General features: G+C 71.6%; 28 protein-coding genes. 17 read left to right on the top strand and 11 right to left on the bottom strand.

The window, feature by feature from the left end:
* Positions 1–71 precede the first annotated feature (71 nt).
* Together FM051_RS37310 and FM051_RS37305 are read left to right on the top strand one after the other, a co-directional pair.
* Complete coding sequence (locus FM051_RS37310) at positions 72–815, top strand: lytic polysaccharide monooxygenase (protein ID WP_158851711.1); 744 nt, start codon at positions 72–74, stop codon at positions 813–815.
* A 91-nt stretch (positions 816–906) separates the two neighbouring features.
* Complete coding sequence (locus FM051_RS37305; RefSeq protein ID WP_238412920.1) at positions 907–1503, top strand: DUF305 domain-containing protein; 597 nt, start codon at positions 907–909, stop codon at positions 1501–1503.
* Here FM051_RS37305 and FM051_RS37300 read toward each other — a convergent pair.
* The gene (locus FM051_RS37300) at positions 1500–2402 is read right to left on the bottom strand and encodes an RluA family pseudouridine synthase (RefSeq protein ID WP_158851710.1); all 903 of its coding nucleotides are present in this window, start codon (positions 2400–2402) and stop codon (positions 1500–1502) included. The genes FM051_RS37305 and FM051_RS37300 overlap by 4 nt on opposite strands.
* Positions 2399–3037, bottom strand: coding sequence for a DUF4386 domain-containing protein (locus tag FM051_RS37295; protein ID WP_158851709.1), 639 nt, complete (start codon positions 3035–3037; stop codon positions 2399–2401). Before FM051_RS37295 ends, FM051_RS37300 begins: the two co-directional genes overlap by 4 nt.
* 103 nt (positions 3038–3140) lie before the next feature.
* On the opposite strand from FM051_RS37295, the gene FM051_RS37290 reads away from it, so the two are divergent.
* Positions 3141–3824 (top strand): TetR/AcrR family transcriptional regulator, encoded by a 684-nt coding sequence (locus FM051_RS37290; RefSeq protein ID WP_158851708.1) that lies wholly within the window; start codon positions 3141–3143, stop codon positions 3822–3824.
* Positions 3825–3833: 9 nt separating this feature from the next.
* On the opposite strand, the gene FM051_RS37285 is transcribed toward FM051_RS37290, so the two are convergent.
* Entirely contained in the window at positions 3834–4460 is a 627-nt protein-coding gene (locus FM051_RS37285) for a DUF4230 domain-containing protein (protein ID WP_158851706.1), read from the bottom strand.
* A gap of 151 nt (positions 4461–4611) precedes the next feature.
* On the opposite strand from FM051_RS37285, the gene FM051_RS37280 reads away from it, so the two are divergent.
* Genes FM051_RS37280 through FM051_RS37260 form a run of 5 tightly spaced genes read left to right on the top strand, consistent with a single transcriptional unit; the run spans position 4612 to position 7918 of the window.
* Entirely contained in the window at positions 4612–4845 is a 234-nt protein-coding gene (locus FM051_RS37280) for an acyl carrier protein (RefSeq protein WP_158851704.1), read from the top strand.
* Positions 4842–6053 carry a beta-ketoacyl-[acyl-carrier-protein] synthase family protein gene (locus FM051_RS37275; RefSeq protein WP_158851702.1) on the top strand — a complete coding sequence of 404 codons (1212 nt, stop codon included), beginning with the start codon at positions 4842–4844 and terminating at the stop codon, positions 6051–6053. Before FM051_RS37280 ends, FM051_RS37275 begins: the two co-directional genes overlap by 4 nt.
* Before the next feature lie 16 nt (positions 6054–6069).
* The gene (locus tag FM051_RS37270) at positions 6070–7077 is read left to right on the top strand and encodes a beta-ketoacyl-ACP synthase III (protein ID WP_158851700.1); all 1008 of its coding nucleotides are present in this window, start codon (positions 6070–6072) and stop codon (positions 7075–7077) included.
* Positions 7074–7463, top strand: coding sequence for a 3-hydroxyacyl-ACP dehydratase FabZ family protein (locus FM051_RS37265; protein WP_158851698.1), 390 nt, complete (start codon positions 7074–7076; stop codon positions 7461–7463). The genes FM051_RS37270 and FM051_RS37265 overlap by 4 nt, the downstream gene beginning before the upstream one ends.
* The gene (locus FM051_RS37260) at positions 7460–7918 is read left to right on the top strand and encodes a 3-hydroxyacyl-ACP dehydratase FabZ family protein (protein WP_202919207.1); all 459 of its coding nucleotides are present in this window, start codon (positions 7460–7462) and stop codon (positions 7916–7918) included. Before FM051_RS37265 ends, FM051_RS37260 begins: the two co-directional genes overlap by 4 nt.
* Positions 7919–8007: 89 nt before the next feature.
* On the opposite strand, the gene FM051_RS37255 is transcribed toward FM051_RS37260, so the two are convergent.
* The 3 genes from FM051_RS37255 to FM051_RS37245 all read right to left on the bottom strand — a co-directional run bounded on the left by FM051_RS37255 (position 8008) and on the right by FM051_RS37245 (position 11087).
* Positions 8008–8214, bottom strand: coding sequence for a hypothetical protein (locus FM051_RS37255; RefSeq protein WP_158851694.1), 207 nt, complete (start codon positions 8212–8214; stop codon positions 8008–8010).
* 66 nt (positions 8215–8280) lie between these two features.
* Positions 8281–9324, bottom strand: coding sequence for a terpene synthase family protein (locus FM051_RS37250; RefSeq protein WP_158851692.1), 1044 nt, complete (start codon positions 9322–9324; stop codon positions 8281–8283).
* Positions 9321–11087, bottom strand: coding sequence for a 1-deoxy-D-xylulose-5-phosphate synthase (locus FM051_RS37245; RefSeq protein WP_158851690.1), 1767 nt, complete (start codon positions 11085–11087; stop codon positions 9321–9323). The genes FM051_RS37250 and FM051_RS37245 overlap by 4 nt, the downstream gene beginning before the upstream one ends.
* 424 nt (positions 11088–11511) lie before the next feature.
* Here FM051_RS37245 and FM051_RS37240 point away from each other — a divergent pair, with 424 nt between their 5' ends.
* From FM051_RS37240 to FM051_RS37220, 5 genes are all read left to right on the top strand, one after another.
* Positions 11512–12594, top strand: coding sequence for a polyprenyl synthetase family protein (locus tag FM051_RS37240; RefSeq protein ID WP_158851688.1), 1083 nt, complete (start codon positions 11512–11514; stop codon positions 12592–12594).
* Positions 12595–12599: 5 nt separating this feature from the next.
* Complete coding sequence (locus FM051_RS37235) at positions 12600–13226, top strand: ABC transporter ATP-binding protein (protein WP_158851686.1); 627 nt, start codon at positions 12600–12602, stop codon at positions 13224–13226.
* A gap of 73 nt (positions 13227–13299) precedes the next feature.
* Positions 13300–14310, top strand: a complete 1011-nt coding sequence (locus tag FM051_RS37230; RefSeq protein WP_158851684.1) for an ABC transporter permease — start codon at positions 13300–13302, stop codon at positions 14308–14310.
* A 151-nt stretch (positions 14311–14461) separates the two neighbouring features.
* The gene (locus FM051_RS37225) at positions 14462–15196 is read left to right on the top strand and encodes a sugar phosphate isomerase/epimerase family protein (protein WP_158851682.1); all 735 of its coding nucleotides are present in this window, start codon (positions 14462–14464) and stop codon (positions 15194–15196) included.
* Positions 15193–16284, top strand: coding sequence for a Gfo/Idh/MocA family protein (locus tag FM051_RS37220; protein WP_158851680.1), 1092 nt, complete (start codon positions 15193–15195; stop codon positions 16282–16284). Before FM051_RS37225 ends, FM051_RS37220 begins: the two co-directional genes overlap by 4 nt.
* A gap of 24 nt (positions 16285–16308) precedes the next feature.
* Here FM051_RS37220 and FM051_RS37215 read toward each other — a convergent pair whose 3' ends face one another.
* Together FM051_RS37215 and FM051_RS37210 are read right to left on the bottom strand one after the other, a co-directional pair.
* The gene (locus FM051_RS37215) at positions 16309–16899 is read right to left on the bottom strand and encodes a TetR/AcrR family transcriptional regulator (protein WP_158851678.1); all 591 of its coding nucleotides are present in this window, start codon (positions 16897–16899) and stop codon (positions 16309–16311) included.
* Positions 16900–16966: 67 nt separating this feature from the next.
* Positions 16967–17968: a protein kinase family protein gene (locus FM051_RS37210; protein ID WP_158851676.1), complete on the bottom strand. Its 1002-nt coding sequence runs from the start codon at positions 17966–17968 to the stop codon at positions 16967–16969.
* 278 nt (positions 17969–18246) lie between these two features.
* Between FM051_RS37210 and FM051_RS37205 the strand changes: the two genes are divergently transcribed.
* The 4 genes from FM051_RS37205 to FM051_RS37190 all read left to right on the top strand — a co-directional run bounded on the left by FM051_RS37205 (position 18247) and on the right by FM051_RS37190 (position 21009).
* Positions 18247–19065 (top strand): sugar phosphate isomerase/epimerase family protein, encoded by an 819-nt coding sequence (locus tag FM051_RS37205; RefSeq protein ID WP_158851674.1) that lies wholly within the window; start codon positions 18247–18249, stop codon positions 19063–19065.
* Positions 19066–19126: 61 nt separating this feature from the next.
* A complete protein-coding gene (locus FM051_RS37200) occupies positions 19127–19408 on the top strand; it encodes a hypothetical protein (RefSeq protein WP_158851672.1) in 282 nt (93 codons plus the stop codon).
* Between the two features lie 229 nt (positions 19409–19637).
* The gene (locus FM051_RS37195; RefSeq protein ID WP_158851670.1) at positions 19638–20561 is read left to right on the top strand and encodes an RICIN domain-containing protein; all 924 of its coding nucleotides are present in this window, start codon (positions 19638–19640) and stop codon (positions 20559–20561) included.
* A 28-nt stretch (positions 20562–20589) separates the two neighbouring features.
* Positions 20590–21009: a hypothetical protein gene (locus tag FM051_RS37190; RefSeq protein ID WP_158851668.1), complete on the top strand. Its 420-nt coding sequence runs from the start codon at positions 20590–20592 to the stop codon at positions 21007–21009.
* A gap of 32 nt (positions 21010–21041) precedes the next feature.
* Here the strand turns inward: FM051_RS37190 and FM051_RS37185 are convergent, their stop codons facing one another.
* The 3 genes from FM051_RS37185 to FM051_RS37175 form a co-directional block, all read right to left on the bottom strand.
* Positions 21042–21263, bottom strand: coding sequence for a hypothetical protein (locus FM051_RS37185; protein WP_158851666.1), 222 nt, complete (start codon positions 21261–21263; stop codon positions 21042–21044).
* A 54-nt stretch (positions 21264–21317) separates the two neighbouring features.
* A complete protein-coding gene (locus FM051_RS37180) occupies positions 21318–22148 on the bottom strand; it encodes a pentapeptide repeat-containing protein (RefSeq protein ID WP_158851664.1) in 831 nt (276 codons plus the stop codon).
* Between the two features lie 105 nt (positions 22149–22253).
* Positions 22254–22796 carry a hypothetical protein gene (locus FM051_RS37175; RefSeq protein WP_158851662.1) on the bottom strand — a complete coding sequence of 181 codons (543 nt, stop codon included), beginning with the start codon at positions 22794–22796 and terminating at the stop codon, positions 22254–22256.
* Positions 22797–22878 lie beyond the last annotated feature (82 nt).

Genomic DNA, 22878 nt, shown 5'->3' with positions numbered 1-22878 from the left:
ATCCGGCCGCCGCGGAAATGGACCCTGCCAGGGAGATCCACCGTCGGATCTCCTCCGAAGGAGCTGGACACATGAGCCTGAAACGCAAGCTCGCGGCGGTACTCGCCGGCGTGGGCATCGCACCGTTCATCGTCGTGGTGTCAGCGGGAACGGCGAGCGCGCACGGCTACATCTCCTCGCCGCCCAGCAGGCAGGCGATGTGCGCACAGGGCCGCGTCTCGAACTGCGGACCGATCATCTACGAGCCCCAGAGCGTGGAAGGCCCGAAGGGGCAACGCAACTGCCACGCCGGACTGGGCCAGTTCGCCCAGCTCAACGACGACAGCCGCGCGTGGCCCACCACTTCGGTGGGCAACAACGTGGCGTTCAACTGGACGCTCACCGCCCGGCACGCCACCAGCACGTGGGAGTACTACGTCGGCGGCACCAGGATCGCCGAGTTCAACGACGGGGGCCGCCAGCCCGGCGCCACCGTGACGCACAACGTGGGCCTCGACGGTCGCACCGGCCGGATCAAGCTGCTGGCCATCTGGAACATCGCCGACACGCCCATGGCGTTCTACTCGTGCGTCGACCTCCAGGTGGGCCCCGGTGGCGGGGGCCCGACGACCACGACCGCACCGCCGACCACCACCACGCGGCCCACGACGACCACGACGGCGCCCCCGGTGGGCGGCACGTGGGCGCCCAACACCGCGTACTCGGTCGGCTCGCAGGTCACGTACGGCGGCGTCGGCTACCGGTGCATCCAGGCCCACACGTCCCTCGTGGGCTGGGAACCACCGAACACCGCCGCCCTGTGGCAGAAGCTCTGACCGCACTGCCCTGACCGCTTGGGACAACGCAGCCCGTCCGCGCCGCCCCCTGCCGCGGCGCGGACGGGCCGTTCGGCGAAGGAGGACGACCTTGCGACGCCTCACGACCCTGCCGGCCGGATTGCTGGCACTTGCCGGATTGCTGGTGTCGACCGGCTGCGGCACCACACCCACCGCCGTACCCGCTGCCGCGCCACCGCCCGTGTCGACCGTCGTGGAGAGCGACGAGTTCAACGCGACCGACGTGATGTTCCTCCAGATGTCCGTGCCGCACCACAAGGCCGGCCTGGAGATCGTGCGCCTGGCCGAGGACCGGGCCGTGCGCGCGGAGGTGAAGACGCTCGCGGCGGCCATCGAGGTCACCCAGCTGTCCGAAGTGGACTCGATGACGAAGTGGCTGGCGGACTGGGAGCAGCCGGAGAAGGCGGGCGACGACCCGCAGCTGCACGCCGGTCACGGGGGTGACCACTCGACCAGCCCGGAGGCCATCGCGGAACTCGCCGCGACCGGCTCCGGCGAGTTCGAGAAGGCGTTCCTGAACCTGCTCATCGCCCACCAGCACAACGCGGTGGCCATCGCGAAGCTGGAGAAGGAGGGCGGGATCAACCCGCAGGCGAAGGACCTGGCGGCGCGGATCTTCGACTCCCGCACCGCCCAGATCGCCCAACTGCTCGGCTACCTGGACTAGAACGCGAGCCCGAGGTTGCTGGTGAAGCGACGGTGCTCGCCCGTCACCGGGTCGGTGAACGCGAGCACCTTCGCCAGCAGCTGGAGCGGGTTGGTGAAATCGTCCAGCGGCTTCTCGTGCAGGACGGGGTAGAAGTCGTCGTGCCTGATCGGCACGCCGAGCGACGCCATGTGCAGGCGCAGCTGGTGCGTGCGGCCGGTGGCCGGGACCAGCCGGTACCGGCCCCACCCGTCGCGGTGCTCGACCAGTTCGACCAGCGTCTCGGCGTTGGGCGGGCCGGGCACCTCCTGCGCGGTGATGACGCCCTTGACCTTGACGATCCGGCTGCTCACCCGCGTGGGCAGGGTCAACGCCGGGTCGTGCGGCGCGATCGCCTCGTACTCCTTGTGCACCACGCGGTCTTTGAACAGCGTCTGGTACTTGCCGCGCAGGCCCGGTTCGACCACGAACATGACCAGCCCGGCGGTGACCCGGTCCAACCGGTGCGCCGGGCTCAGGTGCGGCAGCCCCAGCTCGCGGCGCAGCCGGACGAGCGCGGTCTCCACGATGTGCCTGCCGCGCGGGATGGTGGCCAGGAAGTGCGGCTTGTCGACCACGACGATGGCGTCGTCGCGGTGCACGACCCCGATCTCGAACGGCACCGCGACCTCGTCGGGCAGGTCCCGGTGGAACCACACGGACGTGCCGGGCGTGAACGCCGCGTCGGGCGCGATCGGTCCGGCCAGGTCGTAGATGCGGCCTTCGGCGAGCATGAGGTCGATCCGCTCGGGCGCGACCCTCGGCAACCGGTCGACCAGGTGATCGCGGACGGTCGCCCACGGCCCGTCGTCGGGCAGCCGCAGACGTGCCGGGTCGAGGCCGTGGCGCTGGTCGAGCGGCGGCCGGAGCTTGCGCCTCATCGCCCGGCAGCATACGCGGCGACCACGGCGACGCGGTCGGGGAAGCCCTTCGCGATGAGCAGGGCTCCCAAGGCGATCTCGAACAGGCCGCCCGGCACGGAGAGCGCCACGCCGACGCCGTAACCGAGGACTTCGAGGACCGCGCCGAGCAGGAAGACGGCGTAGCCGATCACTCCCCACACCGCCATGAACCGGGGCACCAGACGCGCGCGCAGCAGGACCCGGCAGAACAGCACGCCGACGACACCCACGGACATCATCGCGATCTGGTAGCTGTAGTGGTTGCCCTGCACCGCGATCCTCCCCAACGCGGACAGCACGGAACTGTCGACAGCCGCGTGCTCCTCGGCGAGCGGCACCAGGAGCAGCAGGAAGACGACCCCGACGGCCAGCATCACCGCTTCGGCCGCCCGGCCGATCAGGTACGCGTGGGCGGAGATCGGGTCGTGCGGCCTCAGCACGGGGAACGCCAGCACGCCGATGGCGGCGACGACGGCCGAGTTGACCAGCATGAGCAGCGCCCCCGCCGCCACCCGGCCCGACCCCGAGCCGACCAGCGCGCCGCCCGCGATGTACACGACGAACGCCAGCAGGAACAAGGCCCCGATGGTCCGTCCGATGGCTCTCGATGACATGGGTGGTTCGTCCCTCCGTCGCAGGTGGCGGGCCTGTTCCCGTACTAAGTAAGGCGCACGGTAACGTACTAAGTACGAACGTGTCACCAGTCGGGGAGACCACATGCCCAAGCAAGTCGGCGACCGAACCGCGAACCGCGCCCCGCTCAGCCGGGAACGGGTCCTGCGCGCCGCCGTCGCGATCGCCGACGCCGGGGGAGTCGGTTCGCTGACCATGCGCTCGCTCGCCGACGAACTCGGCGTCAAGCCGATGTCGCTCTACCACCACGTCGCCAACAAGGACGAGATCCTGGACGGCATCGTCGACCTCGTGTTCAGCCGGATCGAACTGCCGTCACCCGGCGGCGACTGGCGCCACGAGATGCACCGGCGCGCGACCTCCGCCCGTGACGTGCTCCGGCGCCACCCCTGGGCGATCGGGCTGCTGGAGTCGCGGACCACCCCCGGCCCCGCGACCCTGCGCCACCACGACGCGACCATCGGCACCCTGCGCCGGGCGGGCTTCTCGGTGGCGATGACCGCCCACGCCTACGCCCTGCTCGACAGCTACGTCTACGGGTTCGCCGTCCAGGAGGCCGCTCTTCCCTTCCACGGCCCCGACACCGCCGCCGAGGTGACGGAGGAGATCATGCGGCACTTCTCCCCGGACGACTACCCGCACCTCGTCGAGATGGCGACCGAGCACGTCCTCCGGCCCGGCACCGACTTCGCCGACGAGTTCGAGTTCGGGCTCACCGCGATCCTCGACGCCCTCGCGGGCTGGATCACGGACGAACAGCCCACCTGACGGGACGCGTCAGTCCAGGTTCTTGAACTCCACCCGGTACCCCAGCGCGCCGAACATGCCGGTCAGCATCTTGCGGGTGTTGTCGTCGGCCCGCTGCACCAGCCCGGACTCCCGCGCCGCGTCCGCGATCTTCCGCTCCGCCGCCACGTAGAACGGCTGCTGGTCCTGCGCCTCCACCAACGACGCCAACCGGTCGAACAGCCCGCGCTCCTGCGCGAACACGTAACACCGCTCCTGGTCCAGGTTCGGCTTGTCCAGCACCGCCGGGGGCAACGCCAACTCGACCAGACGGGCCTCGCCGGACGCGTTCGTCGGCGACACCTTCAGCGCGTCCTCGCCCAACCGGCCGAAGTCGACGTAGGCGTTCACCGTCCCCGCCGCCACGAACAGCGTCCGCTGCCCCGCCAGCACCGCGGGCACGTACCGGACGTCGCGCTCGATGTCGAGCACCACCTGGAAGTCGCCGGCCGAAGCGTGGTACTGGCTCAGATCCCGCAACGACTTCAGCAACGCCGGTTGGCTCCGGTCGACGGTGTCGCTGCCGAGCCCACCGAACCGCGGAACCATCAACACCGCCGCCACCAAGCCCGCGACCACGACCAGCACCGCCACCGCCACACCGATGCGCCACTTCATGTGACCGGAGTACCCCGGCGCGTCACCGGGGAATCCGCTTTCCATCGCGGAAAAGCCCGGTCGGCCCGCCGGTGGCAACCTCCTTGAGCGCCGGTCCGGGCCATGAGGTTCGATGGACGGGAGGGGACCCGGGTGAACGAGGAGAGATGTCGTGTACGAGACGCTGAAGAACATCCTCGTCAGCACGCTGAAGGTCGCGCCGGAGCAGATCACCCCGGACGCCACCAAGGACGACCTGGACCTGGACTCGCTCGCCTTCGTGGAGCTGTCGATGGTGCTCGGCAAGGAGCACGACCTGCACATCAGCGACGACGAGCTGTTCGACATGGAGACCGTGGGCGACATCGTCGCGCTGATGGAGGAACGAGCCGGGACGGACCGGTGACCGGCCTCGACATCGCGGTCACCGGGCTGGGCCTGGTCACGCCCGGCGGCGTGGGCGTGGAGGCGAGCTGGGCGGCGGTCCGCGAGGGCCGGTCGACCGCCGCGCACGACCCGGTGCTGGCCGCGCACGAGGTGTCGATCTCCTGCCGCGTCCCCGATTTCGACGCCGACGCCCTGCTGGGCGCGCGCCGTGCGGTCCGGCTCGACCGGTTCGCGCAGCTGGCCCTGGTCGCCGCACGCGAGGCCGTCGCCGACGAGGACCGCACGACCTGGGACGCGGCCAGGGTCGGCGTGGTGATCGGCACCTCCGCCGGCGGCGGCGAGACGTTCGAACGGCAGCACGGCGTGCTGCTCGACGACGGCCCGACCGGGGTGTCGCCGTTGCTGCTGCCGATGCACCTGCCGAACATGGTCGCCAGCCAGATCGCGATGGAGTTCGGCTTCCACGGCCCGAACCTCGTGGTGTCGACCGCGTGCGCGTCCGGGGCCACGGCCATCGGCGTCGCCTGCGACCTGCTCGCCGCGCGCCGGTGCGACGTGGTGCTGGCCGGCGGGGTCGACGCGCTGCTCAACCCGTTGACCATGGCGGGTTTCGGCCGGATGGGCGCACTGTCCAGGAGGGACGATCCGGCCACGGCGTCCCGGCCGTTCGACGCCGACCGGGACGGGTTCGTCGCGGCGGAGGGCGCGGCGGTGCTGGTGCTGCGCCGCGCGGTGGACGCGCGCGCCGACCGGCGGCGGGTCCGGGCGCGGGTCGTCGGGTACGGGGCGAGCGCCGACGCGCACCACATCACCAACCCGGACCCCGAGGGGCGTGGCGTGATCGCGGCCGTGCGGGCGGCGTTGGCGGACGCGGACGCGGCGCCGGCGGACGTCCGGCACGTCAACGCGCACGGCACGTCGACCCAGCTCAACGACCTGGTGGAGGGGCGGGTGCTGGCGGAGCTGCTGCCGTCCCGGCCGCTGGTGACGTCCACCAAGGGCGTCACCGGGCACATGCTCGGTGCGGCGGGCGCGGCGGAGGCCGTGTTCACGGTGCTCGCGGTCGAGCAGGGGATCGTGCCGCCGACCGCGAACCTCGACGCGCTCGACCCGCGGCTGGACATCGACGTGGCGACCACCGCCGTGCCGCGCGGGATCGACCTGGCGTTGAGCAACTCGTTCGGTTTCGGCGGCCAGAACGCCGTGCTCGCCATCGCGCAGGCGTGAGCCGGGAGGGACGACGATGAGCGCAGCGGTGATCCTCGGGGTGGGCGGCAGCCTGCCGGAGCGGATCGTCACCAACGACGACCTGGCCACGAGCCTGGACACCACCGACGAGTGGATCCGGTCGCGCACCGGCATCCGCACCCGCAGGTGGGTCGGGCCGGGCACGTCCACCGCAGACCTGGCCGTGGACGCCGGAGCGCGGGCCCTGCGCTCGGCATCACGGTCCACTGTGGACGCCGTGATCGTCGCCACCACCACACCGGACCGGTCGTGCCCGGCCGTCGCGCCCGAGGTCGCGTCCAGGCTCGGCATGATCGGCGTGCCCGCGCACGACGTGTCCGCCGTGTGCACCGGTTTCCTGTACGGGCTGGCGAACGCGGTGGGTCTCATTGCGAGCGGCGCGGCGCGGACCGTGCTGCTGATCGCCGCCGAGACGTTCTCCACCATCCTCGACCCGGCCGACCGGGGCACGGCGGTGATCTTCGGTGACGGCGCGGGCGCGATCGTCGTCGGAGAAGGCGAGCCGGGCGCGATCAGTCTGGGCGCGATCAGTCTGGGTGCGGTCGGTCCGTGCGTGCTCGGCAGCGACGGCACCGGCGCCGACCTCATCCAGGTCCCGGCGGGCGACCAGTACTTCCGGATGCGCGGCAAGGAGGTGTTCCGGCAGGCCGTCGAACGGATGTCGGACGTCGCGCTCGACGCGCTCGCGCGCACCGGCCTCGGCCCCGACGACGTCGACCACCTCGCGCCGCACCAGGCGAACCGGCGCATCTGCGACGCGGTCGCGCACCGCATCGGCGTGGAGGAGTCGAGAGTGCTGTCGAACGTCGACACGGTCGGCAACACGGCCGCCGCGTCGATCCCGGTGCTGCTGGCGGAGGCCGCCGCGGACGGCCGGGTCAAGGCGGGCGACCGGGTGCTGACCGTGGCCTTCGGCGGTGGCCTGACCTGGGGCGCGGCCACGCTGGTGTGGCCCGACGTCACGGCCGACTTCGGCGTCCTCGGCCGGGTCGGGCGCCGATGACCCGTGACCGGCACGCCGTCAGCCAACTCGGGTCACCCGTCGAGGTGGTGGAACGCTCCGGCCCGACTGCCGTCGCGCGCATGGTGGTCGCGGCGGACGACCCGGTGTTCGCGGGCCACTACCCCGGGTTCCCGATCTTCCCCGGCGTGTCCGTGGTCGAGTTCGCGCACCGCGCCGCATGTGCGACGGCTCCGGGCACACCACGGCTGGCCGCGATCGAGTCGACCCGCTTCCTCCGCCCCGCGTTCCCCGGGACGGAGCTGACCGTGCGGCTGGACTGGGAGGAAACCGGATCGGTCCGGCGATGCGCGGCGGTGGTGGGCGACGACGACGGCGTGGTCGCCCGGATCAGGCTGCGGTACGAGATCGGCGGTATCGAACAGTGACCGCCTCGCCGGCCGACATCATCCGGGTGCTGCCGCACCGCTACCCGATGCTGCTGGTGGACCGGGTGGTGGAGCTGGTGCCGGGGGAGTCGCTGACCGCGCTCAAAGCGGTCAGCGCCAACGAACCCTGGTACGCGGACCTCGCCGCGGGCGCGCCGGACGACTACCCGCCGACGTTGCTGGTGGAGTCGTGGTGCCAGGCCGCCGTCCTGCTGTCGTTGTGGGACGAGCCGAAGGAGGACGCCGACCGGGTGATCCTGTTCGGCGCGATCACGGACGTCGAGTTCCACCGGACCGTCACGCCTGGCTGCGTGGTCCGGCACCACGTGCGCATCCTGGACGCCCGCGCGGACACGGTGGCGTTCACCGGCGAGTCCGAGGCCGACGGGCACGTGGTGATGACGGTCGGCCGCGTGGTGACGACCTCCCGCGCCGCCGCCGACCTGCGGCCGTGAGCACGGGCAGCACCGCGAGATCGCCGCGATCGGCGTGCGGCATCGAGGACGCCGGCGTCACGTCCCTGGCCGCCGAACTGGGCCGCCCGTCACTTGTCCACCCACAGCACGTGGTCGTGATCGCACATCCAGTCGTCCCACTGACCGAACAGCGCCCCGGCCACGCCGGCGGCCTGGCAGGCCTCGGCGGTGCTGAAGTCGCCCTGGGGCCGCCAGTCGCGGTCGGTCGGGGCGGTGGCGTGGAAGGCGGCGACGAGGGCGGCGGCCGTGGCGGTCATCGTGGTCAGGCGGTGCATGGTCGCTCCTTGGCGAACTCTTTCCGTGGACTCTTCGGTGCACTTTCCGGGGACTTCTCCGGGGGCTCACAGGTCGTCCCACCACCACGCGATGGCGGGGATCGGCAAGGGTGCGGGGTTGGTGTCGGAGGGCGCGTCGGCCCACCCCGGATGCGGCATGCCGTGGTAGCGGGGCACGTTGATCGCCCAGTCGATGTTGCCGCGGATGGCGTGGCCCAGGCAGTCGAGGTAGACCCGCAGGGCATCGCTGCACGGCCGCGCGGCCACCCGCTCGCGCAGGCGCAGGAACCGCGTCATCACCCGGTCGCGCAACGCCAAGGCCTCGTCCACGGCCTGGTCGGGCGTGAGCCGCCGGTGGTGCGCCAGGACCGTGACCAGGCTCTGGTCGGTGTGCTGCTCGCGGACCTCCTTGGCGTACGAGTGGAGGTCGTTGTCCCACGACGCGACGAGGATCGTCATCTCGGTCAACGCGCGCACGGCCGGCGAGTCCATTTCGGCGCCCGGCACCTCCTCGCCGTTGGCGATCTCCAGCAGCGCGATGGTGGGCGCGCCGCCCGCCGAGTTGAGGCGCATGGTGGTGTAGTCGGAGAGGTCCGGCATGTGGTCGCGCGAGCGGTTGGCCACCTGCCACGCCACCGCGTACAGCCACGCCCGGTGTGCCTCGGCGAAGCGGCGCACCTGCACCGGGGTGGCGCACCGGCGCATGCTGCGGCCGATGTCCTGCAGCGACAACGCGAACCGGTCGTCCACCACCTCGTGCCACGGCGTCTCCAGCGCGCGCTGCACGGTGCCGGCCATGGCCAGGAACGTGTGCGGGTCGCCGCTGAGCGAACCCGCGTCGCACTGGGTGTCGTCGAAGATGAAACCCCAGTACACCCACCGCGCGGCGGTCTGGAGGCCCTCCTCGCACGCGTACGGGGCGAACCGGGCGTAGAACTCGGCGCTGTTCGTGCCCAGCAAACGTTTGCGGTCCCGGTCGCTCGCGCAGATGCCGATGCGGTCGATCCAGTTGACCGCCTGTCGCTCGGCCTCCGCGACGCGCGGGTGGATCGCGGCGTCGATCGGGCAGTAGAACGGCCGGAGCCGGATGGGCGCGTCGATGGTGGTCACGAGCCCCACCCCGGCAGGAATCGGGACACCGTGCGGGCGATGCCGGCGGCGTCCAGGTCGTACCGGCGCAGGATGTCGGCGCGCGACCCGTGCGGCAGGAAGTCGTCGGGCAGGCCGAGGACCCGCACCCGGCGGCTCACCCCGGCCTCGCGCAGGGCGGTGGCCACGGCCTCGCCGATCCCGCCGCCGCGCACGCCGTCCTCGACGCACACCACCAGCCGGTGCTCGGCGGCCAACGCCACCACGGCCGGGTCGACCGGTGTCACCCAGCGCGGATCGCACACGGTCACGCCGATGCCCTCGCCGCCGAGCGCGACGGCGGCGGCCACACCGTCGGCCGCGAGCGGGCCGACGGTCACCAGCAGCACGTCCCGCCGGGACGTCCCGTACAGCATGTCCACCCCGCCGAGTCGGCCCGCCGCGTCGACGTCCGGGCCGAGCACCCCCTTGGGGAACCGGACCGCGGTCGGCCCGTCGGCGGCGACCGCCTCGTCCAGCAGTTCGCGCAGCCGGGCACCGTCACGCGGCGCGGCGACCCTCATCCCCGGCACCACGCGCAGCAGCGCCAGGTCCCACGCGCCGTGGTGGCTGGGACCGTCCTCGCCGGTCACCCCGGCGCGGTCGAGCACGAACGTCACCGGCAGGCGGTGCAGCGCCACGTCCATCAGCACCTGGTCCGCCGCCCGGGTCAGGAACGTCGAGTACACCGCGACCAGGGGCCGCAGCCCGCCCATGGCCAGGCCCGCCGCGCACGTCACGGTGTGCTGTTCGGCGATCCCGGTGTCGAGCACCCGATCGGGGAACGCCTCGGCGAACGCGGTCAACCCGGTCGGGTGCAGCATGGCCGCGGTCAGGCACACCAGGTCCGGGTGGCGGTCGGCCAGCACCAACAGGTGCTGGCCGAACACCGACGTCCACCCCGGGCCTCGGACCGACGCGGGCGGCGACACCGCGTGCATGTGGTCCACCGGATCGTTCTCCGCCGGCGGGTGACCTTTGCCCTTCTTGGTCACGCAGTGCACAACCACCGGGCGCCGCAACGCTTTCGCCGTGTGCAACGCCTCCTCCACCCGGACCACGTCGTGCCCGTCGACCGGGCCGAGGTAGCGCAACCCGAAGTCGGCGAACACGCCTCCGCCTCCGCCCGCGCGCAACGCCGCGAGGTGCCTGCCCACCGCGCCCGCCGTCGGCGCGTACGAGCGGCCGTTGTCGTTGAGCACGACCACGACCGGGCGGTCGCTCGTGCCGAGGTTGTTCAACGCCTCCCACGCCATGCCGCCGGTGAGCGCGCCGTCGCCGACGACCGCCACCACGTGCCGGTCGTGCTCGCCGCGCAGCCGCGCCGCCCGCGCCAGACCGTCCGCATAGGACAGTGCGGTGGACGCGTGCGAGTTCTCCACCAGGTCGTGCGCGGACTCCGACCGGCTGGGGTAGCCGGACAGGCCGCCCTCGCGGCGCAGGTCGGCGAACTCGTCCGCCCGGCCGGTGAGCATCTTGTGCACATAGGACTGGTGGCCGGTGTCGAACACGATCCGGTCGCGCGGCGAGCGGAACACCCGGTGCAGGGCGAGGGTCAGCTCGACCACTCCGAGGTTCGGCCCGAGGTGGCCGCCGGTGCGGGGCACCGCGTCGACCAGGCGTGCTCTGAGCTCGCACGCCAGCTCGTCCAGCGCGCCGGGAGGCAGACCGGCCAGGTCGGCGGGTGCCGTGATCACGGGCGCCGGCGCGCGGACAGCCCTGCGGAGGATGGTGGTGTCGGTCATCGGGCCACTCCTGGTGCTCGAAAGCCCTTGCGGCAACCGGGGATGAGGCGAACGTGCCCCACCGCCCGAGCCGGTTCAAGGGGCTTGACACGTTTCACGCGAACGAGACGCCGGCTGCCACACGGACGTGTGCGTGTGTTCCCGGGAAATCGGGGAACCGGCGACCTCAGCGTCGCCGTGGTCGCGTCATCCCACGTCAAAGGGCGGTTGTCCGGGGGAGAAGCGCAGGTGGGGCCCACCGGGTCGACCCCGAACGGGGTCTGCGTACGTCGTGGACCGCCGGTCGCTCCCCACGGGTGTTAGCTTCGGATCGCCGGGAACGCGTCCGCGTCCGCTCACTGAAAGCGACCGTGTCCACCGCCGCACCCCGCTCCCCACGTCTTCCTCGCCGGAACCCGGTCCTGTTCGCGCCTCTGGAGGAACCATGACTGTCATCGACGCCGTGAGCGGCGATCTCGCCGAGGTCCGCGCGAAGGTGGACGAGACGCTCGACAGCTTCATGGCCGAGAAGGCGAGCACCGCGCCGGACCCGTGCCTGCCGCCGCTGGTGGACGTGCTGCGCGCGTTCGTCGCCGGCGGCAAGCGGTTGCGGCCGCAGTTCTGCCACTGCGGTCACCTCGCGGCGGGGGGCTCACCCGACAACAGCGCGGTGGTGTGGGCGGGCGCCGCGCTGGAGATGTTCCACACCTTCGCGCTCGTGCACGACGACATCATGGACGGCTCCGTGCTGCGCCGTGGCCGGCCGACCGTGCACCGGGTGCTCGCCGAACGGTTCGACGGTCACGGCGCCGGCGACGGGCGGGCGGCCGAGCGGTTCGGCGTGAACCTCGCGATCCTGGTGGGCGACCTGTGCTTCGCGTGGTCCGACGAGCTGCTGGACCGGGCGGAGGTGGACGAGGCGCGGTGGCGCGAGGTGCGCGCGCTGCTGCACACCATGCGCACCGAGCTGATCGCCGGGCAGTACCTCGACCTGGGCGGCAAGCCGCGGTCCAAGGTCGATCCGGTGCGCGCGGCGTGGCGGATGATCCGGCTCAAGACCGCCCGGTACTCGGTGGAGCTGCCGATGCGCATCGGCGCCGCGCTGGCCGGCGGCGACGCGACGCTGATGCGGGCGTGCAGCGCTTACGGCAGACCGGTCGGCGAGGCGTTCCAGCTCCGCGACGACCTGCTGGGCGTGTTCGGCGACCCGGGGGTGACCGGCAAGCCCGACGTGGACGACCTGCGCGGCGGCAAGCCGACCGTGCTGATGGCGTTGGCGTGGCAGCAGGCCACACCCGAGCAGCGGGAGGTGATCTCGGCCCTGCACGGCGATCCGGACCTGGACGAGCAGCGGGCCGGGCTGCTGCGGGACGTGGTGCTCGCGACCGGCGCCGCGGAACGGGTGGAGCGGCTGATCGGCATCCGCGCCGAACGGGCGTTGAGCGCGTTGCGGTCGGCGTCGATGGACCCCGCCGCCAAGCCGCCGCTGGCGGAGCTGGTCACCTGCGCGACCCGCCGCGCGAGGTGACCGGCATGTCCACACCGGACTTCACGCTGCGCGCGGTCGACCTGCACAAGGCGTTCGGCGCGCGCCAGGTGCTGCGGGGCGTCGACTTCTCCCTGCGGCGCGGGGAGATCATGGGGATCATCGGTGAGAACGGCGCGGGCAAGACGACACTGCTGCGGGTGCTCTCCGGTGAGCTGAAGCCCGATCGCGGCGCCGTGGTGCACCGCGACCGGCTCGGCTACTGCCCGCAGCGGATCGTGGTCAACGACGAGCTGACCGTGGAGCAGCACCTCCGCTACTTCCAGTGCGCCTACCGCCTCCCGTCACTCGATCGGGCGCAGGAGCTGCTGGAACGGCTGGACCTCGCGGGCTACCGGCGCACCAAGGCGGGTGTGCTCAGCGGCGGCACCCGGCAGAAGCTGAACCTGGTGCTGGCGCTCATGCACGACCCGGGCGTGGTGCTGATGGACGAGCCGTACCAGGGTTTCGACTGGGACAACTACCTCGCGTTCTGGTCGATCACCAAGGAGTTGCGCGACCGCGGCCAGTCGGTGCTCGTCATCTCGCACATCGCGCACGACGTGGAACGGTTCGACCGGCTGCACCGGCTGCGCGGCGGTCAGGTCGTGGAAGAGGCAGGGGTGGCAACGTGAGCGAGCTTGCGAGCGAATCATTCAACACAGCGTCCTGGGCTCTTGCCACGCCGAGCGCTAGCGAGGTGTGCGCGTGAGTCCGTTGGCCGCGGTCGTGGCGGACATCAAGTCGTACAAGGCTTCCCTGGACGACCAGACGACGTGGCAGGCGTCGCTGGTGAAGGCGATCGGGTTCGAGGTCGCCCAGCACGCGCGCAACCGGTTGGCGTTGGCGCTGGTGGTGTTCTTCATCCCGGTCTGGCTGGGGATCGTGCGCGCGATCATCCCGTCGGACACGGTGGAGTACCACTCCCGGGTGGTGCGCGGGCCGTTGCCGGTGAACGCCAACGAGTTGGCCATGGTGTCCGGCGCGATCAACGCGGTCACGTTGATCATCGGGTTCATGATGTTCGCCGCGGTGCGCCGGTCGAGCGCGTTCGACCAGCGGCTGGTGCTGGCGGGCCACTCCCGGGCGTGCCTGCTGGTGGCGAAGCTCGCCGGTCTGGTGCTGGTGGCGGCGGTCGTCGCGGGCTACGCCGGGTTCGTCATGACGCTGTACTGGGACCCGCTGCAACCGGGCCTGATGACGCTGAGCCTGTTCACCAGCGGCCTCACCTACGGCGGGCTGGGGATCGTGCTCGGCCTGGCGCTGTCCACCGAGCTGGCGGGCATGTTCGTGATCATCATGGTGTCGCTGGTGGACGTGATGGTGCAGAACCCCATCATCAACCCGGCCGACACGCAGGCCGTGGTGCGGTTCCTGCCGACGTACGGGTCGATGCAGGCGGGTGCGGCGGCGGGGTTCACGTCGCGCGGTGCGTTGGGTTACGCGTCGCTCGGGTTGGTGTGGTTGACCGCGTTCGGGTTGATCGGGTTGGCCGCGTTCAACCGGCGCACCAGGGACCACGCGCGGCACGCGCCGTCGGCCGAGCCGTCCGCCACGGTCACGCTCACCACCAGGGCGGACGGTTCGCTGGTCGTGACGTCGATGGTCGGGCCGGTCGTGGTGTGCACGCAGTTGGCGCAGTGCCCTTCGGGGTGCGAGGCGCCGGTGGTGCCGCCACCGGCGCGGGCGCGCCGCACCCGCAAGACCGCGACCTCGTGACAGCTCCGCGCCGATTCGCGGCGGGCTGGACTCTGGTGAAGATTTCTACCAAGTGGTAGAAATCTTGGGAGCGCTTCCACCCGGTGCCCGCAGGGCATCGCGCACCGCAGCACCGCACGCACTGCCGCCGACGTCGACGTCAGGAGCTGGGATGAGCAGAACCTCCGTGCAGCTGTACTCGGTCCGCGACGCGTTCGCGGCCGATCCCGACGACACCCTGCGGCGGCTCGCCGCGATCGGCTTCACCCGCGTCGAGCCCTACGGGGTCGTCGAGAACGCGGACGTCCTGCGCACCGTGCTCCCCGAACACGGCCTCACCGCGCCGACCGCGCACGCGCAGCTCATCGGGGCCGACCAGCACGCCGTGTTCGCCGTCGCGGCCGACTGCGGCATCGAAGTCGTCATCGATCCGTTCGTGGGGCCCGAGAAGTGGAATGATCCGGCGGACATCGCGGCCACCGCGTCCGCCCTGAACGCCGCCGCCGAGGTCGCCGCCGAGCACGGTGTCCGCGTCGGCTACCACAACCACTGGTGGGAGTTGGCGTCCCGGATCGACGGCCGCAGCGCGTTCGAGGTGCTGGCCGACCGACTCGATCCCCGGGTCGTGCTGGAGGTCGACACCTACTGGGCGACGGTCGGCGGCGAGGACGCGCCCGCGCTGCTGCGCCGCCTCGGCGACCGGGTGCACGCGATCCACGTCAAGGACGGCGGGCTCGCGCAGGACGGTTCGGGTCAGGTGCCGGCCGGGCAGGGGCGGGTGCCGGTGGCCGAGGTGCTGGCCGCCGCGCCGGACGCGTTGCACGTGGTCGAGTTCGACGCCTACGACGGTGACGTGTTCGACGGCATCGCGGCCAGCCACGCGTTCCTGGCCGGGGTCGGCGCATGAGCGCCCCGGTCGGCGTCGGCGTCATCGGCGCGGGCGTCATCAGCGACACGTACCTGAGCAACCTCACCGGTTTCCCGGACGTGCGGGTGCTCGCCGTCGCGGACCTCGACCCGGCGCGGGCGGCGGCGCAGGCCACCCGGCACGGCGTGCCGCGATCGTGCGGGGTCGCCGAGCTGTTAGCCGACCCGGACATCGAGCTGGTGGTCAACCTGACCATCCCGGCCGCGCACGTCGACGTCGGCCTGGCCGCGCTCGACGCGGGCAAGCACGTGTGGGTGGAGAAACCGCTCGGGCTGGACCGGCAGTCCGCCCGCAAGCTGCTCGACCGCGCCGCCGAACGGGGACTGCGGGTCGCGTGCGCGCCGGACACCGTGCTGGGCGCCGGGTGGCAGACCGCGCGGCGCGCCGTCGACGCCGGTCGGATCGGGGAGCCGCGCACCGCGCTCGCCCTGTTCCAGACGCCGGGGCCGGAGAGCTGGCACCCCGCGCCGGAGTTCCTGTTCCAGGCGGGTGGCGGGCCGCTGCTCGACATGGGGCCGTACTACCTGACCGGGCTGGTGCACCTGTTCGGCCCGATCCGCCGGGTCACCGCCACCGGCGGCCGGGCGCGGGACACGCGGGTGATCGGGGCCGGGCCGCGTGCGGGCGTCGAGTTCGCGGTGACCGTGCCGACCACGGTGACGGCGCTGGTCGAGTTCACCCGTGGCGGGTCGGCGCAGGTGGTGCTGAGCTTCGACTCGGCGTTGCCGCGCATAGGCTTCGTGGAGGTGGCCGGCACGCTCGGCACCGCCGTGCTGCCCGACCCGAACGGGTTCGACGGCGCGACCACGCTGCACCTGTTCGACGGTGTGGAAACGGTTGCGGCGGAAGGACATTCGGCGTCACGCGGCACCGGTGTGCTGGAGTTGGCGCGGTCGATCCGGGCCGGTGAGCCGGAACGGGCGTCCGGTGCGCTCGCCTACCACGTGCTCGACGCGATGGTGGCCATCGAGGAGTCCATCACGCTCGGGCGTTCGGTGGACGTCGCCAGCACGGTCGAGCCGCCGCCCGCGTTACCGGTCGACTGGAACCCGCACGTGGCCGCCTAGTCGAGCGGGACCAGGCGACCGGGACTAGTCGAGCGGGACGGTGAGCAGGCTCCGCAGGTAGAACCGCAGCGAGCCGACGAGGTCCACCTCGTCCGGCGTGGTCAACCACTGCACCTGCAAGCCGTCCATCAGCGCGATGAACGTCAGCGCCGCCGCCGCCGGGTCGACGTCCGGGCGCAACTCGCCGCTGTCCGCGAGGGCGCGGAACGAGTCCACCACGCCCGCCCGCGCTCCGCGGTAGTGGCGGACGAAGTAGTCGTGCGCCGGGTGGTCGGCGGCGACGGCCTCGGCGGCCAGGCGCGAGTAGAGGTCGACGATGCCGGGGTGGCGGACGTTGTGCTCGGCCAGGGCGAGGAAGTGGCGCAGGACGTCGAGACCGGGCGGGGCTTCCAGCTGCTCGCGCTCGGCGTCCTCCGCGTCACGGCGTTCCAGCACGGCGGCGAGCAGCGCTTCCTTGGTCGGGAAGTAGTACAGCAGGCCGGCGTGCGTGATCCCGGCGCGCTTGGCGATCTCGCGCAGCGAAGAGCCGTGGTACCCGGCCTCGCCGTAGACCGCGACCGCCGCCGTGATGATGTCCTCGCGGCGGATCCGGCCTTTCAGGTAACCGCCCGTCACGGGCCTGCCGTATCGCGCACGCGGACATCATGCCGCACCACGCCGTTCACACCCCGCCGCTACCGGACTACGCGACCGCGGCACGCAACCGTTCGGCGGGATAGGGCGCGGTGCGGCTCTCGGTGTGCAAGCGGGCGTAGAACTCGTTGACCACCGTCGCGATCGGCGCGTGCCGCCAGAGGAAAGCGCTTGCCGCAGCGGGCAACCCGCCCGTTCCGCCCCGGCGCAGGACCTCCGCCAGCGCGAGGTGTTCCTTCATCCCGACCGCCGCGCCGGCCAACCAGTTCACCACCCTGGTGACCGCGTAACTCTCGTCGTGACCCGCCGTCAGCGCCAGGAATTCGGCCTCCTCGGCGGACAACTCGAACGCGGACGACGTGGCGAGCCCGAAATCCGTGCAGTAGAGCCGCCGCCCGTCGGTGAGGACGTTGCCGAAGTGCCCGTCGAAGTGCGCCCACCCGTTGTCCCGCAGGAACTCCGCGCTGTCGGCGTAGGTCGCCATCACGTCCCAGGCGTCCGCGACCTCCCGTCCCGTCACCCACTGCCGCACCGTGCCGGGGAAGTGCTCGCAGAACAACACCACCGCCGCCGACGCCTCGGCCAACGCCTCCAACCGCCGCCGCACCGCGACCGACCCGTGCCAGAACTCGACCGACGACGCGATCTCCGCCCGGTCGACCGGCACCGACGACGCCCCGTCCACCACCCGCCAGTGGTACAGCAGCGGGAAGCCCTCGTGCCGCCGGCTGAGCACCCACCCCGTCGTGGCGAGGTGCGCGGCCAGCTCGCGCCACACCCCGAACCCGGCCGAGCCGACGCCGAACTGGTAGTGCGCGGGCAGCGCGAACATGTTCGCGGTGGACCCCTCGCGACGCCGTTCGATCGCCGTCAACGGCACGCGCTTGGCGAACACCGGTCGTCCGGCGATCTCCAACCGCACCGCCGTTCCACCGATCCCGGAGTGCACGACCGGGGCCGCGTCGAGCAGCCGCCGCAGGCGCCGGCCGTCCAGCGACGCCAGCTCGGCCGACACCTCGCCGTACCCGGCGACCCGCGCCTCGAATTCCACGCCACCGACGCTACCCGGCGATCAGCCCCCGACGACTGTGATGCCGAAGCGGGAACCACCCCGATTTTCGGCCATTCGTGCATGACTTTTGTCGAGAACCAGCAAAAGTCTTGTCAACTTCGGTCGACTCTGAACAGAATTGCGCTCGCGCTCCAGCCTGTGAGCTGGACCACAGCACGCCGCCGTCCGCGGCGTGTGGTCTCGCAACGTCCGGATCGGAGAACTGTGCCCCTTCCGCTCTCCCCGCAAGGACATGTCCCGATGATCGAGGAGCCGCCATGCCGTCCCGCCGCACGTTCCTGAGCACCGCCGTCGCCGCCGGCGCGGCAGTCGCCCTACCCGCCACCGCGTCGGCTTCCGGCCACCTGTGCCGTCGGGTGCCGAAGGAGTCGATCAGCATCCAGCTGTACACGTTGCGGAGCATCATGGGCGACGACCCGGAGCCCGTGCTGTCGGCGTTGGCCGACATCGGTTACCGCAAGGTCGAGCTGGCCGGCACGTACGGTCGCAGTGCCGCCGAGTTCGCCGCCGTGCTGCGGCGCTGCGGGCTGCGGGCGACGTCCAGCCACGTCGGCATCGACGGTGATCTCGACCGCGTGATCGCGGACGCGCACACACTCGGCCACAAGTACGTGGTGGTGCCGTGGGTGAACTACGGGACGTTGGCCGAGTGGCAGGCGTTCACGACGCGACTGGAGGCGGCGGGCGACAAGCTGCGCCGTGCGGGGTTGAACCTCGGCTACCACAACCACGCGCACGAATTCGCGCTAGTGGAGGGCGTGCGGCCGTTCGACGTGATCACGGCGGGGACGACGCGGCGCAATGTGCACCTGGAAGTGGATCTGTACTGGGCCGTGACGGGTGGCGCGGATCCGGTGGAGGTGTACCGCGCCCACTTCCCGCGTGTTCGGCAGTTCCACGTGAAGGACCGTGCGGCCGACGGGTCGTTCGCCGATCTGGGTACGGGGACGATCGATTTCGCGCGGATCTTCGGGGCGACGAACGTGGCCGAGTACATCGTGGAGAACGACCAGCCGCGTGACGCTCTCGCAACGGCCCGGATCGGCTACGAGTACTTGGTGAACCTCCGTTTCTGACGTGATCGTTTCGCCTGGTCGTGTGATGATCTGCGAACGTCCGTTCGAATATCATCGGGGTATGGAATTCACGCCCGCGCTGTTGTCCGACGATGGTGTTTGGGCCGTCGTCGCGGATGTCGAGGCGTGCGTGCGTTCCACGTGTTGCGCCTGCGGGCCGTTGGCGGAGGTGCTGCGGCGCGGTCTGGGCATGGACACGTACCAGCGGTTGGTGCGGGCGAGTCCGGCCGACGTGAAGCAGTGGACCGCCCAGACGGCCCTGTTCCTGCCGTCGATCAGGCCGACCGACCACCCGTGCCCATCGCAGCCTGAACACGGACCGCCGGCCAGGTTGGGAAAGTGACTCGGGACGGCGGGCACGGCGCCTCGCGTGATCACTTGTGCCGTGCCCGCCTCGTGCCCCCGGCTGTTGCGCCGCACCCCTCGTCCGGCGCGGAAGTCAGCGTGTCCGGGGCCGACGTGCACCGGCAAGAGGATCGGCCTGTCCCGGACAGTTCCGCTGCTGTCCGGCGTACCGGACAGGGTTTCGGCGGCCCTTGCCCGGACGGCGGGCGACCACCAAGATTCTTTCTGTGACGTCGCGGGGTGCCCAGCCGGATGCGGCACGTGATGTGGTCGAGTTCGTGGCGATGTTGCGGGAGCTCAAGGACCGGTCGGGGCTCACCCTGCGCGGGCTCGAGGAGCGTGCGGCGGCGCAGGGTGAGGTGTTGGCCCGCAGCACGGTGGCCGACATGCTGCGCAAGGACAGCCTGCCGCGGCCGGAGTTGCCGGCCGTGTACGTGCGCGCCTGCGGGGTCGAGCAGCCGGCGGCGTGGTTGCGGGCACGTGAGCGGTTGGCGACGGGGATCCACGACGCGGTCGAGGTCCCTGAGCAGCGGAAAACGGTTTCCGACCGGCCGCTGTGGCAGCGTCCGTCGGTCGTGCTGGCCGCCGTCGTGGTCGCCGTGCTCGGCATGACCACCGTGTTCCTCCAAGGGGACGTGCTCCCCAGTGCTCAACTGCTGCCACTCGTGTCCGCGGGGAGTTGGGCGACCATCCACGCGGCCGACGCGCCCGACCTGTGCCTGACCGAGGGGCGCGACAGCTCCGGCCGCTACCCCTCGGAGATCGCGGCGCTGCGGCCGTGTGCCGTGCCGGGACCGCGGGTGTTCCTGCAGCCGGTCGGGGACGAGTTCACCACCATCAAGTGGGAGCACCCGGTGGAGAAGGTCATCGGCTGCCTGACCGTGATCCGTTCCGGTCCGGCCGAACACCTCGTCGAGCCGCAGAACCACTGCGCCGACGACAACGACGACCAGCTGTTCCGCGTCGAACTCGTCCGCGACCAGCGCTACCGGTTCCGGTCCGCGGGCGGTTCGGCGTGTGTCGGGCTGCGGGGCGGCGCGGTCGTGGAGGGCGCGGAGGCGGTTCGCGAGCCGTGTGCCGACGAGGCCGACCAGGAGTTCACGGTCGACCTCACGTCCAGCGGGCGGGTTCAGCCGATCGTGGACGGGTAGGACGGTTCGGCGCGGGTAACACCAGCCCATGCGGAAAACGGGTGGCAGACGACCGGACGGCGTGGACGACGCGACCGTCGAGGCCGTGGGCGCGTTGACCGAGGCGTTGGAGACCACCGAACGGGCGCGCGGGCACCTCTTCTCGTTCCACCAGCTCACCGGTGTCGGTGACGCGCAGGTCCAGCACGCCGCGCGGCTGCTGCGTGAAGCCGGGCACGCCGACCTGGCCGAGGGCCTGGAGACCGAACTCGTCGGCCGCAACGTGGTGCACGGCCGCTGGACGTTCCAGCTGCTCGAAGACTACGACGACGGCTACTACCGCTGCATCCGCGAGTGGGAGCGCACGGCGCGGGACCGGCTGCTCGGCGGCGTGCGGCACGTGTTCGAGGCCGAGCTGAAGCAGCGCAACATCACGCCGGACGCCCCCGGTCACGAACTCGACCCGTGAAAATCACCCGCCATGGACGCACGGCCAGTCCGCTACTCGGACTCCCCGGCGACGTGCGTCACGCGAAGGTGCCAGGTCACGTCGCAGTTGTTCGTCGGCTCGTAACAGGTGAAGGACTGCCCTTTGGCGTAGTACTTGGTGCCGAGCACGACGCCGTCTTTGTCGATGGCCGCGTATGTGCCGCTTACCGGCGCGCCGCCCGGCTGGTCAGGTACTGAAGGGCGGTACGGCCCACCCTGGGTTCTGCTCGTCATGGTCCGAAGCTAAGTCGCACCGTGTGGCGAGAGGAGGTGCTTCCCTCCGTAGGGTCAGGAGGTGCACCCGGCCGGGGTAGACGGGGTCGGATCGGTTACCGCGCCGCGGGCGACGGCGTCCGCCCGCACATCTTCGGCCATGACGGCGTCCCGGATGTTCGCTCCCGTGAGCCGTGCCCCGGTGAGGTCTGCCCCGGTCAGTTTCGCGCGTTGGAGGTTGGCGCCGGTGAGGTCGGCGTCGCGGAGTTGCGCGTTCCTGAGATCGGCTGCGCTCAGATCCGCGCGAGTCAGGTCGGCGCGCAGCAGGAACGCGTAGCGCAGGTCCGTGTCGCGGAGCTTGGCCTCGCCGAGCTTCGCGTCGTTGAGGTTCGCGCCGGCGGGCCGGGGGTCGGTGAGGTCGGCGCCGTTCAGCTTGGCCCCGCTCAAGTCGGCCCGCCGCAGGTCCGCGCCGGACAGACAAGTCAGGCTCAGGTCCGTGACGGGACCGACGGATGCGGTCGTGAGCACCCGCAGGGCTGCGGACACGTCGGTGTGGCCGAGGCTCAGGTCGTCCGAACACGGACCGTTGAGCGGGCGGGCGCGGCGCACGAAAGCGGCGAGCAACGACCCGATGGCCTCCTGGTCGTCCGCGGAGTCGCGGGCGACGCGCTCCAGCTCGAGGACCGCGCCGAGGCGGATGTCCATCTTGTCGTTGCCCAGGTGCTCGACGGCCTTGGTGAACCGGTCCGAGACCAGGGCGGCCCGGGCGAGGTCCAGCTGCTCCTGGGTGGCGCGCACCGACAAGCCGGTGAACACCAGCGCGCCCACGGCGGCCAGCGCGGTGAGCAGCGTGGAGATCTGGGACCAGTCCGGCCGGGACCTGCGCGGTCTTCTTCGTTGCGGCATGCGACGGATCGTGACGCCTCACGGGGGAACGCGCTCCCCGTGAGGCGTCGACCTTTCAGGTCGAGTTCTCGGTGAATCCTGCGCACCCTGGGCACGAAGAACGCTTTAGATGTCCTCTTTGTTCTCGCCGCGGCGGCGCATGAACGCGAACCCCGGGATGCCCAGGATCGCCTGCCGGACGTCGTTGGTGACCTCCAGCAGCTGGTGGATGTCCGGCCCCACGCGGTCCAGCGTGGCCAGGATCGGCAGCACGTCGTCGATCAGGTGCTTGGTCAGCACCGGCAGCTGGTCCACCAGCTGCACGGCGGCGTCCACCTCGTGCGGCGACAGGTCGTCCACGAACCGCTGCGCCAACGGCTGCGCCTTCTGCGCGATCGGCGCGTAGCTGTCGAGCAGCTCGCGTGACGTGCGGGCGGTGCGGCCGACGTCGGTCGTCACGTCCTCGGCCGTGGCGGTGACCGCCTTGGCCCGGCCGACCAGCGCCTCGGTCTCGTCCAGCACCCGTTCGGTGCGGGTGACGAGTTCGTCGGCCCGGCGGACGACGGCCTCGGCCGCGCCGAGCAGGTCGAGCACCCGGCCGGGCACGGACACGGCGGTCTCGACGGTGTTCCTCGCCAGACCGAACAGGGCGCGCGGGGTCAGCTCCATGCCGTCCACTCTGCCGCACGCGGATGTCCGCGGCCTCGGGGAGATCCCCGACGGGGTGCTCCTTGTCCAAGTCGTCCAGACC

The organism is Saccharothrix deserti (assembly GCF_009769385.1).
Lineage (GTDB): Bacteria > Actinomycetota > Actinomycetes > Mycobacteriales > Pseudonocardiaceae > Actinosynnema > Actinosynnema deserti.
Note: the sequence above shows the minus strand (reverse complement) of the source record. Positions and strands in the feature narration are given on the sequence as shown.

Excerpts from the sequence above, each read along its gene's own strand:
- FM051_RS37310 (WP_158851711.1), top strand. The coding sequence starts at position 72 with ATGAGCCTGAAACGCAAGCTCGCGGCGGTACTCGCCGGCGTGGGCATC.
- FM051_RS37300 (WP_158851710.1), bottom strand. The coding sequence starts at position 2,402 with ATGAGGCGCAAGCTCCGGCCGCCGCTCGACCAGCGCCACGGCCTCGAC.
- FM051_RS37295 (WP_158851709.1), bottom strand. The coding sequence starts at position 3,037 with ATGTCATCGAGAGCCATCGGACGGACCATCGGGGCCTTGTTCCTGCTG.
- FM051_RS37290 (WP_158851708.1), top strand. The coding sequence starts at position 3,141 with ATGCCCAAGCAAGTCGGCGACCGAACCGCGAACCGCGCCCCGCTCAGC.
- FM051_RS37285 (WP_158851706.1), bottom strand. The coding sequence starts at position 4,460 with ATGAAGTGGCGCATCGGTGTGGCGGTGGCGGTGCTGGTCGTGGTCGCG.
- FM051_RS37270 (WP_158851700.1), top strand. The coding sequence starts at position 6,070 with ATGAGCGCAGCGGTGATCCTCGGGGTGGGCGGCAGCCTGCCGGAGCGG.
- FM051_RS37265 (WP_158851698.1), top strand. The coding sequence starts at position 7,074 with ATGACCCGTGACCGGCACGCCGTCAGCCAACTCGGGTCACCCGTCGAG.
- FM051_RS37255 (WP_158851694.1), bottom strand. The coding sequence starts at position 8,214 with ATGCACCGCCTGACCACGATGACCGCCACGGCCGCCGCCCTCGTCGCC.
- FM051_RS37245 (WP_158851690.1), bottom strand. The coding sequence starts at position 11,087 with ATGACCGACACCACCATCCTCCGCAGGGCTGTCCGCGCGCCGGCGCCC.
- FM051_RS37240 (WP_158851688.1), top strand. The coding sequence starts at position 11,512 with ATGACTGTCATCGACGCCGTGAGCGGCGATCTCGCCGAGGTCCGCGCG.
- FM051_RS37235 (WP_158851686.1), top strand. The coding sequence starts at position 12,600 with ATGTCCACACCGGACTTCACGCTGCGCGCGGTCGACCTGCACAAGGCG.
- FM051_RS37225 (WP_158851682.1), top strand. The coding sequence starts at position 14,462 with ATGAGCAGAACCTCCGTGCAGCTGTACTCGGTCCGCGACGCGTTCGCG.
- FM051_RS37220 (WP_158851680.1), top strand. The coding sequence starts at position 15,193 with ATGAGCGCCCCGGTCGGCGTCGGCGTCATCGGCGCGGGCGTCATCAGC.
- FM051_RS37205 (WP_158851674.1), top strand. The coding sequence starts at position 18,247 with ATGCCGTCCCGCCGCACGTTCCTGAGCACCGCCGTCGCCGCCGGCGCG.
- FM051_RS37200 (WP_158851672.1), top strand. The coding sequence starts at position 19,127 with ATGGAATTCACGCCCGCGCTGTTGTCCGACGATGGTGTTTGGGCCGTC.
- FM051_RS37190 (WP_158851668.1), top strand. The coding sequence starts at position 20,590 with ATGCGGAAAACGGGTGGCAGACGACCGGACGGCGTGGACGACGCGACC.
- FM051_RS37185 (WP_158851666.1), bottom strand. The coding sequence starts at position 21,263 with ATGACGAGCAGAACCCAGGGTGGGCCGTACCGCCCTTCAGTACCTGAC.
- FM051_RS37180 (WP_158851664.1), bottom strand. The coding sequence starts at position 22,148 with ATGCCGCAACGAAGAAGACCGCGCAGGTCCCGGCCGGACTGGTCCCAG.
- FM051_RS37175 (WP_158851662.1), bottom strand. The coding sequence starts at position 22,796 with ATGGAGCTGACCCCGCGCGCCCTGTTCGGTCTGGCGAGGAACACCGTC.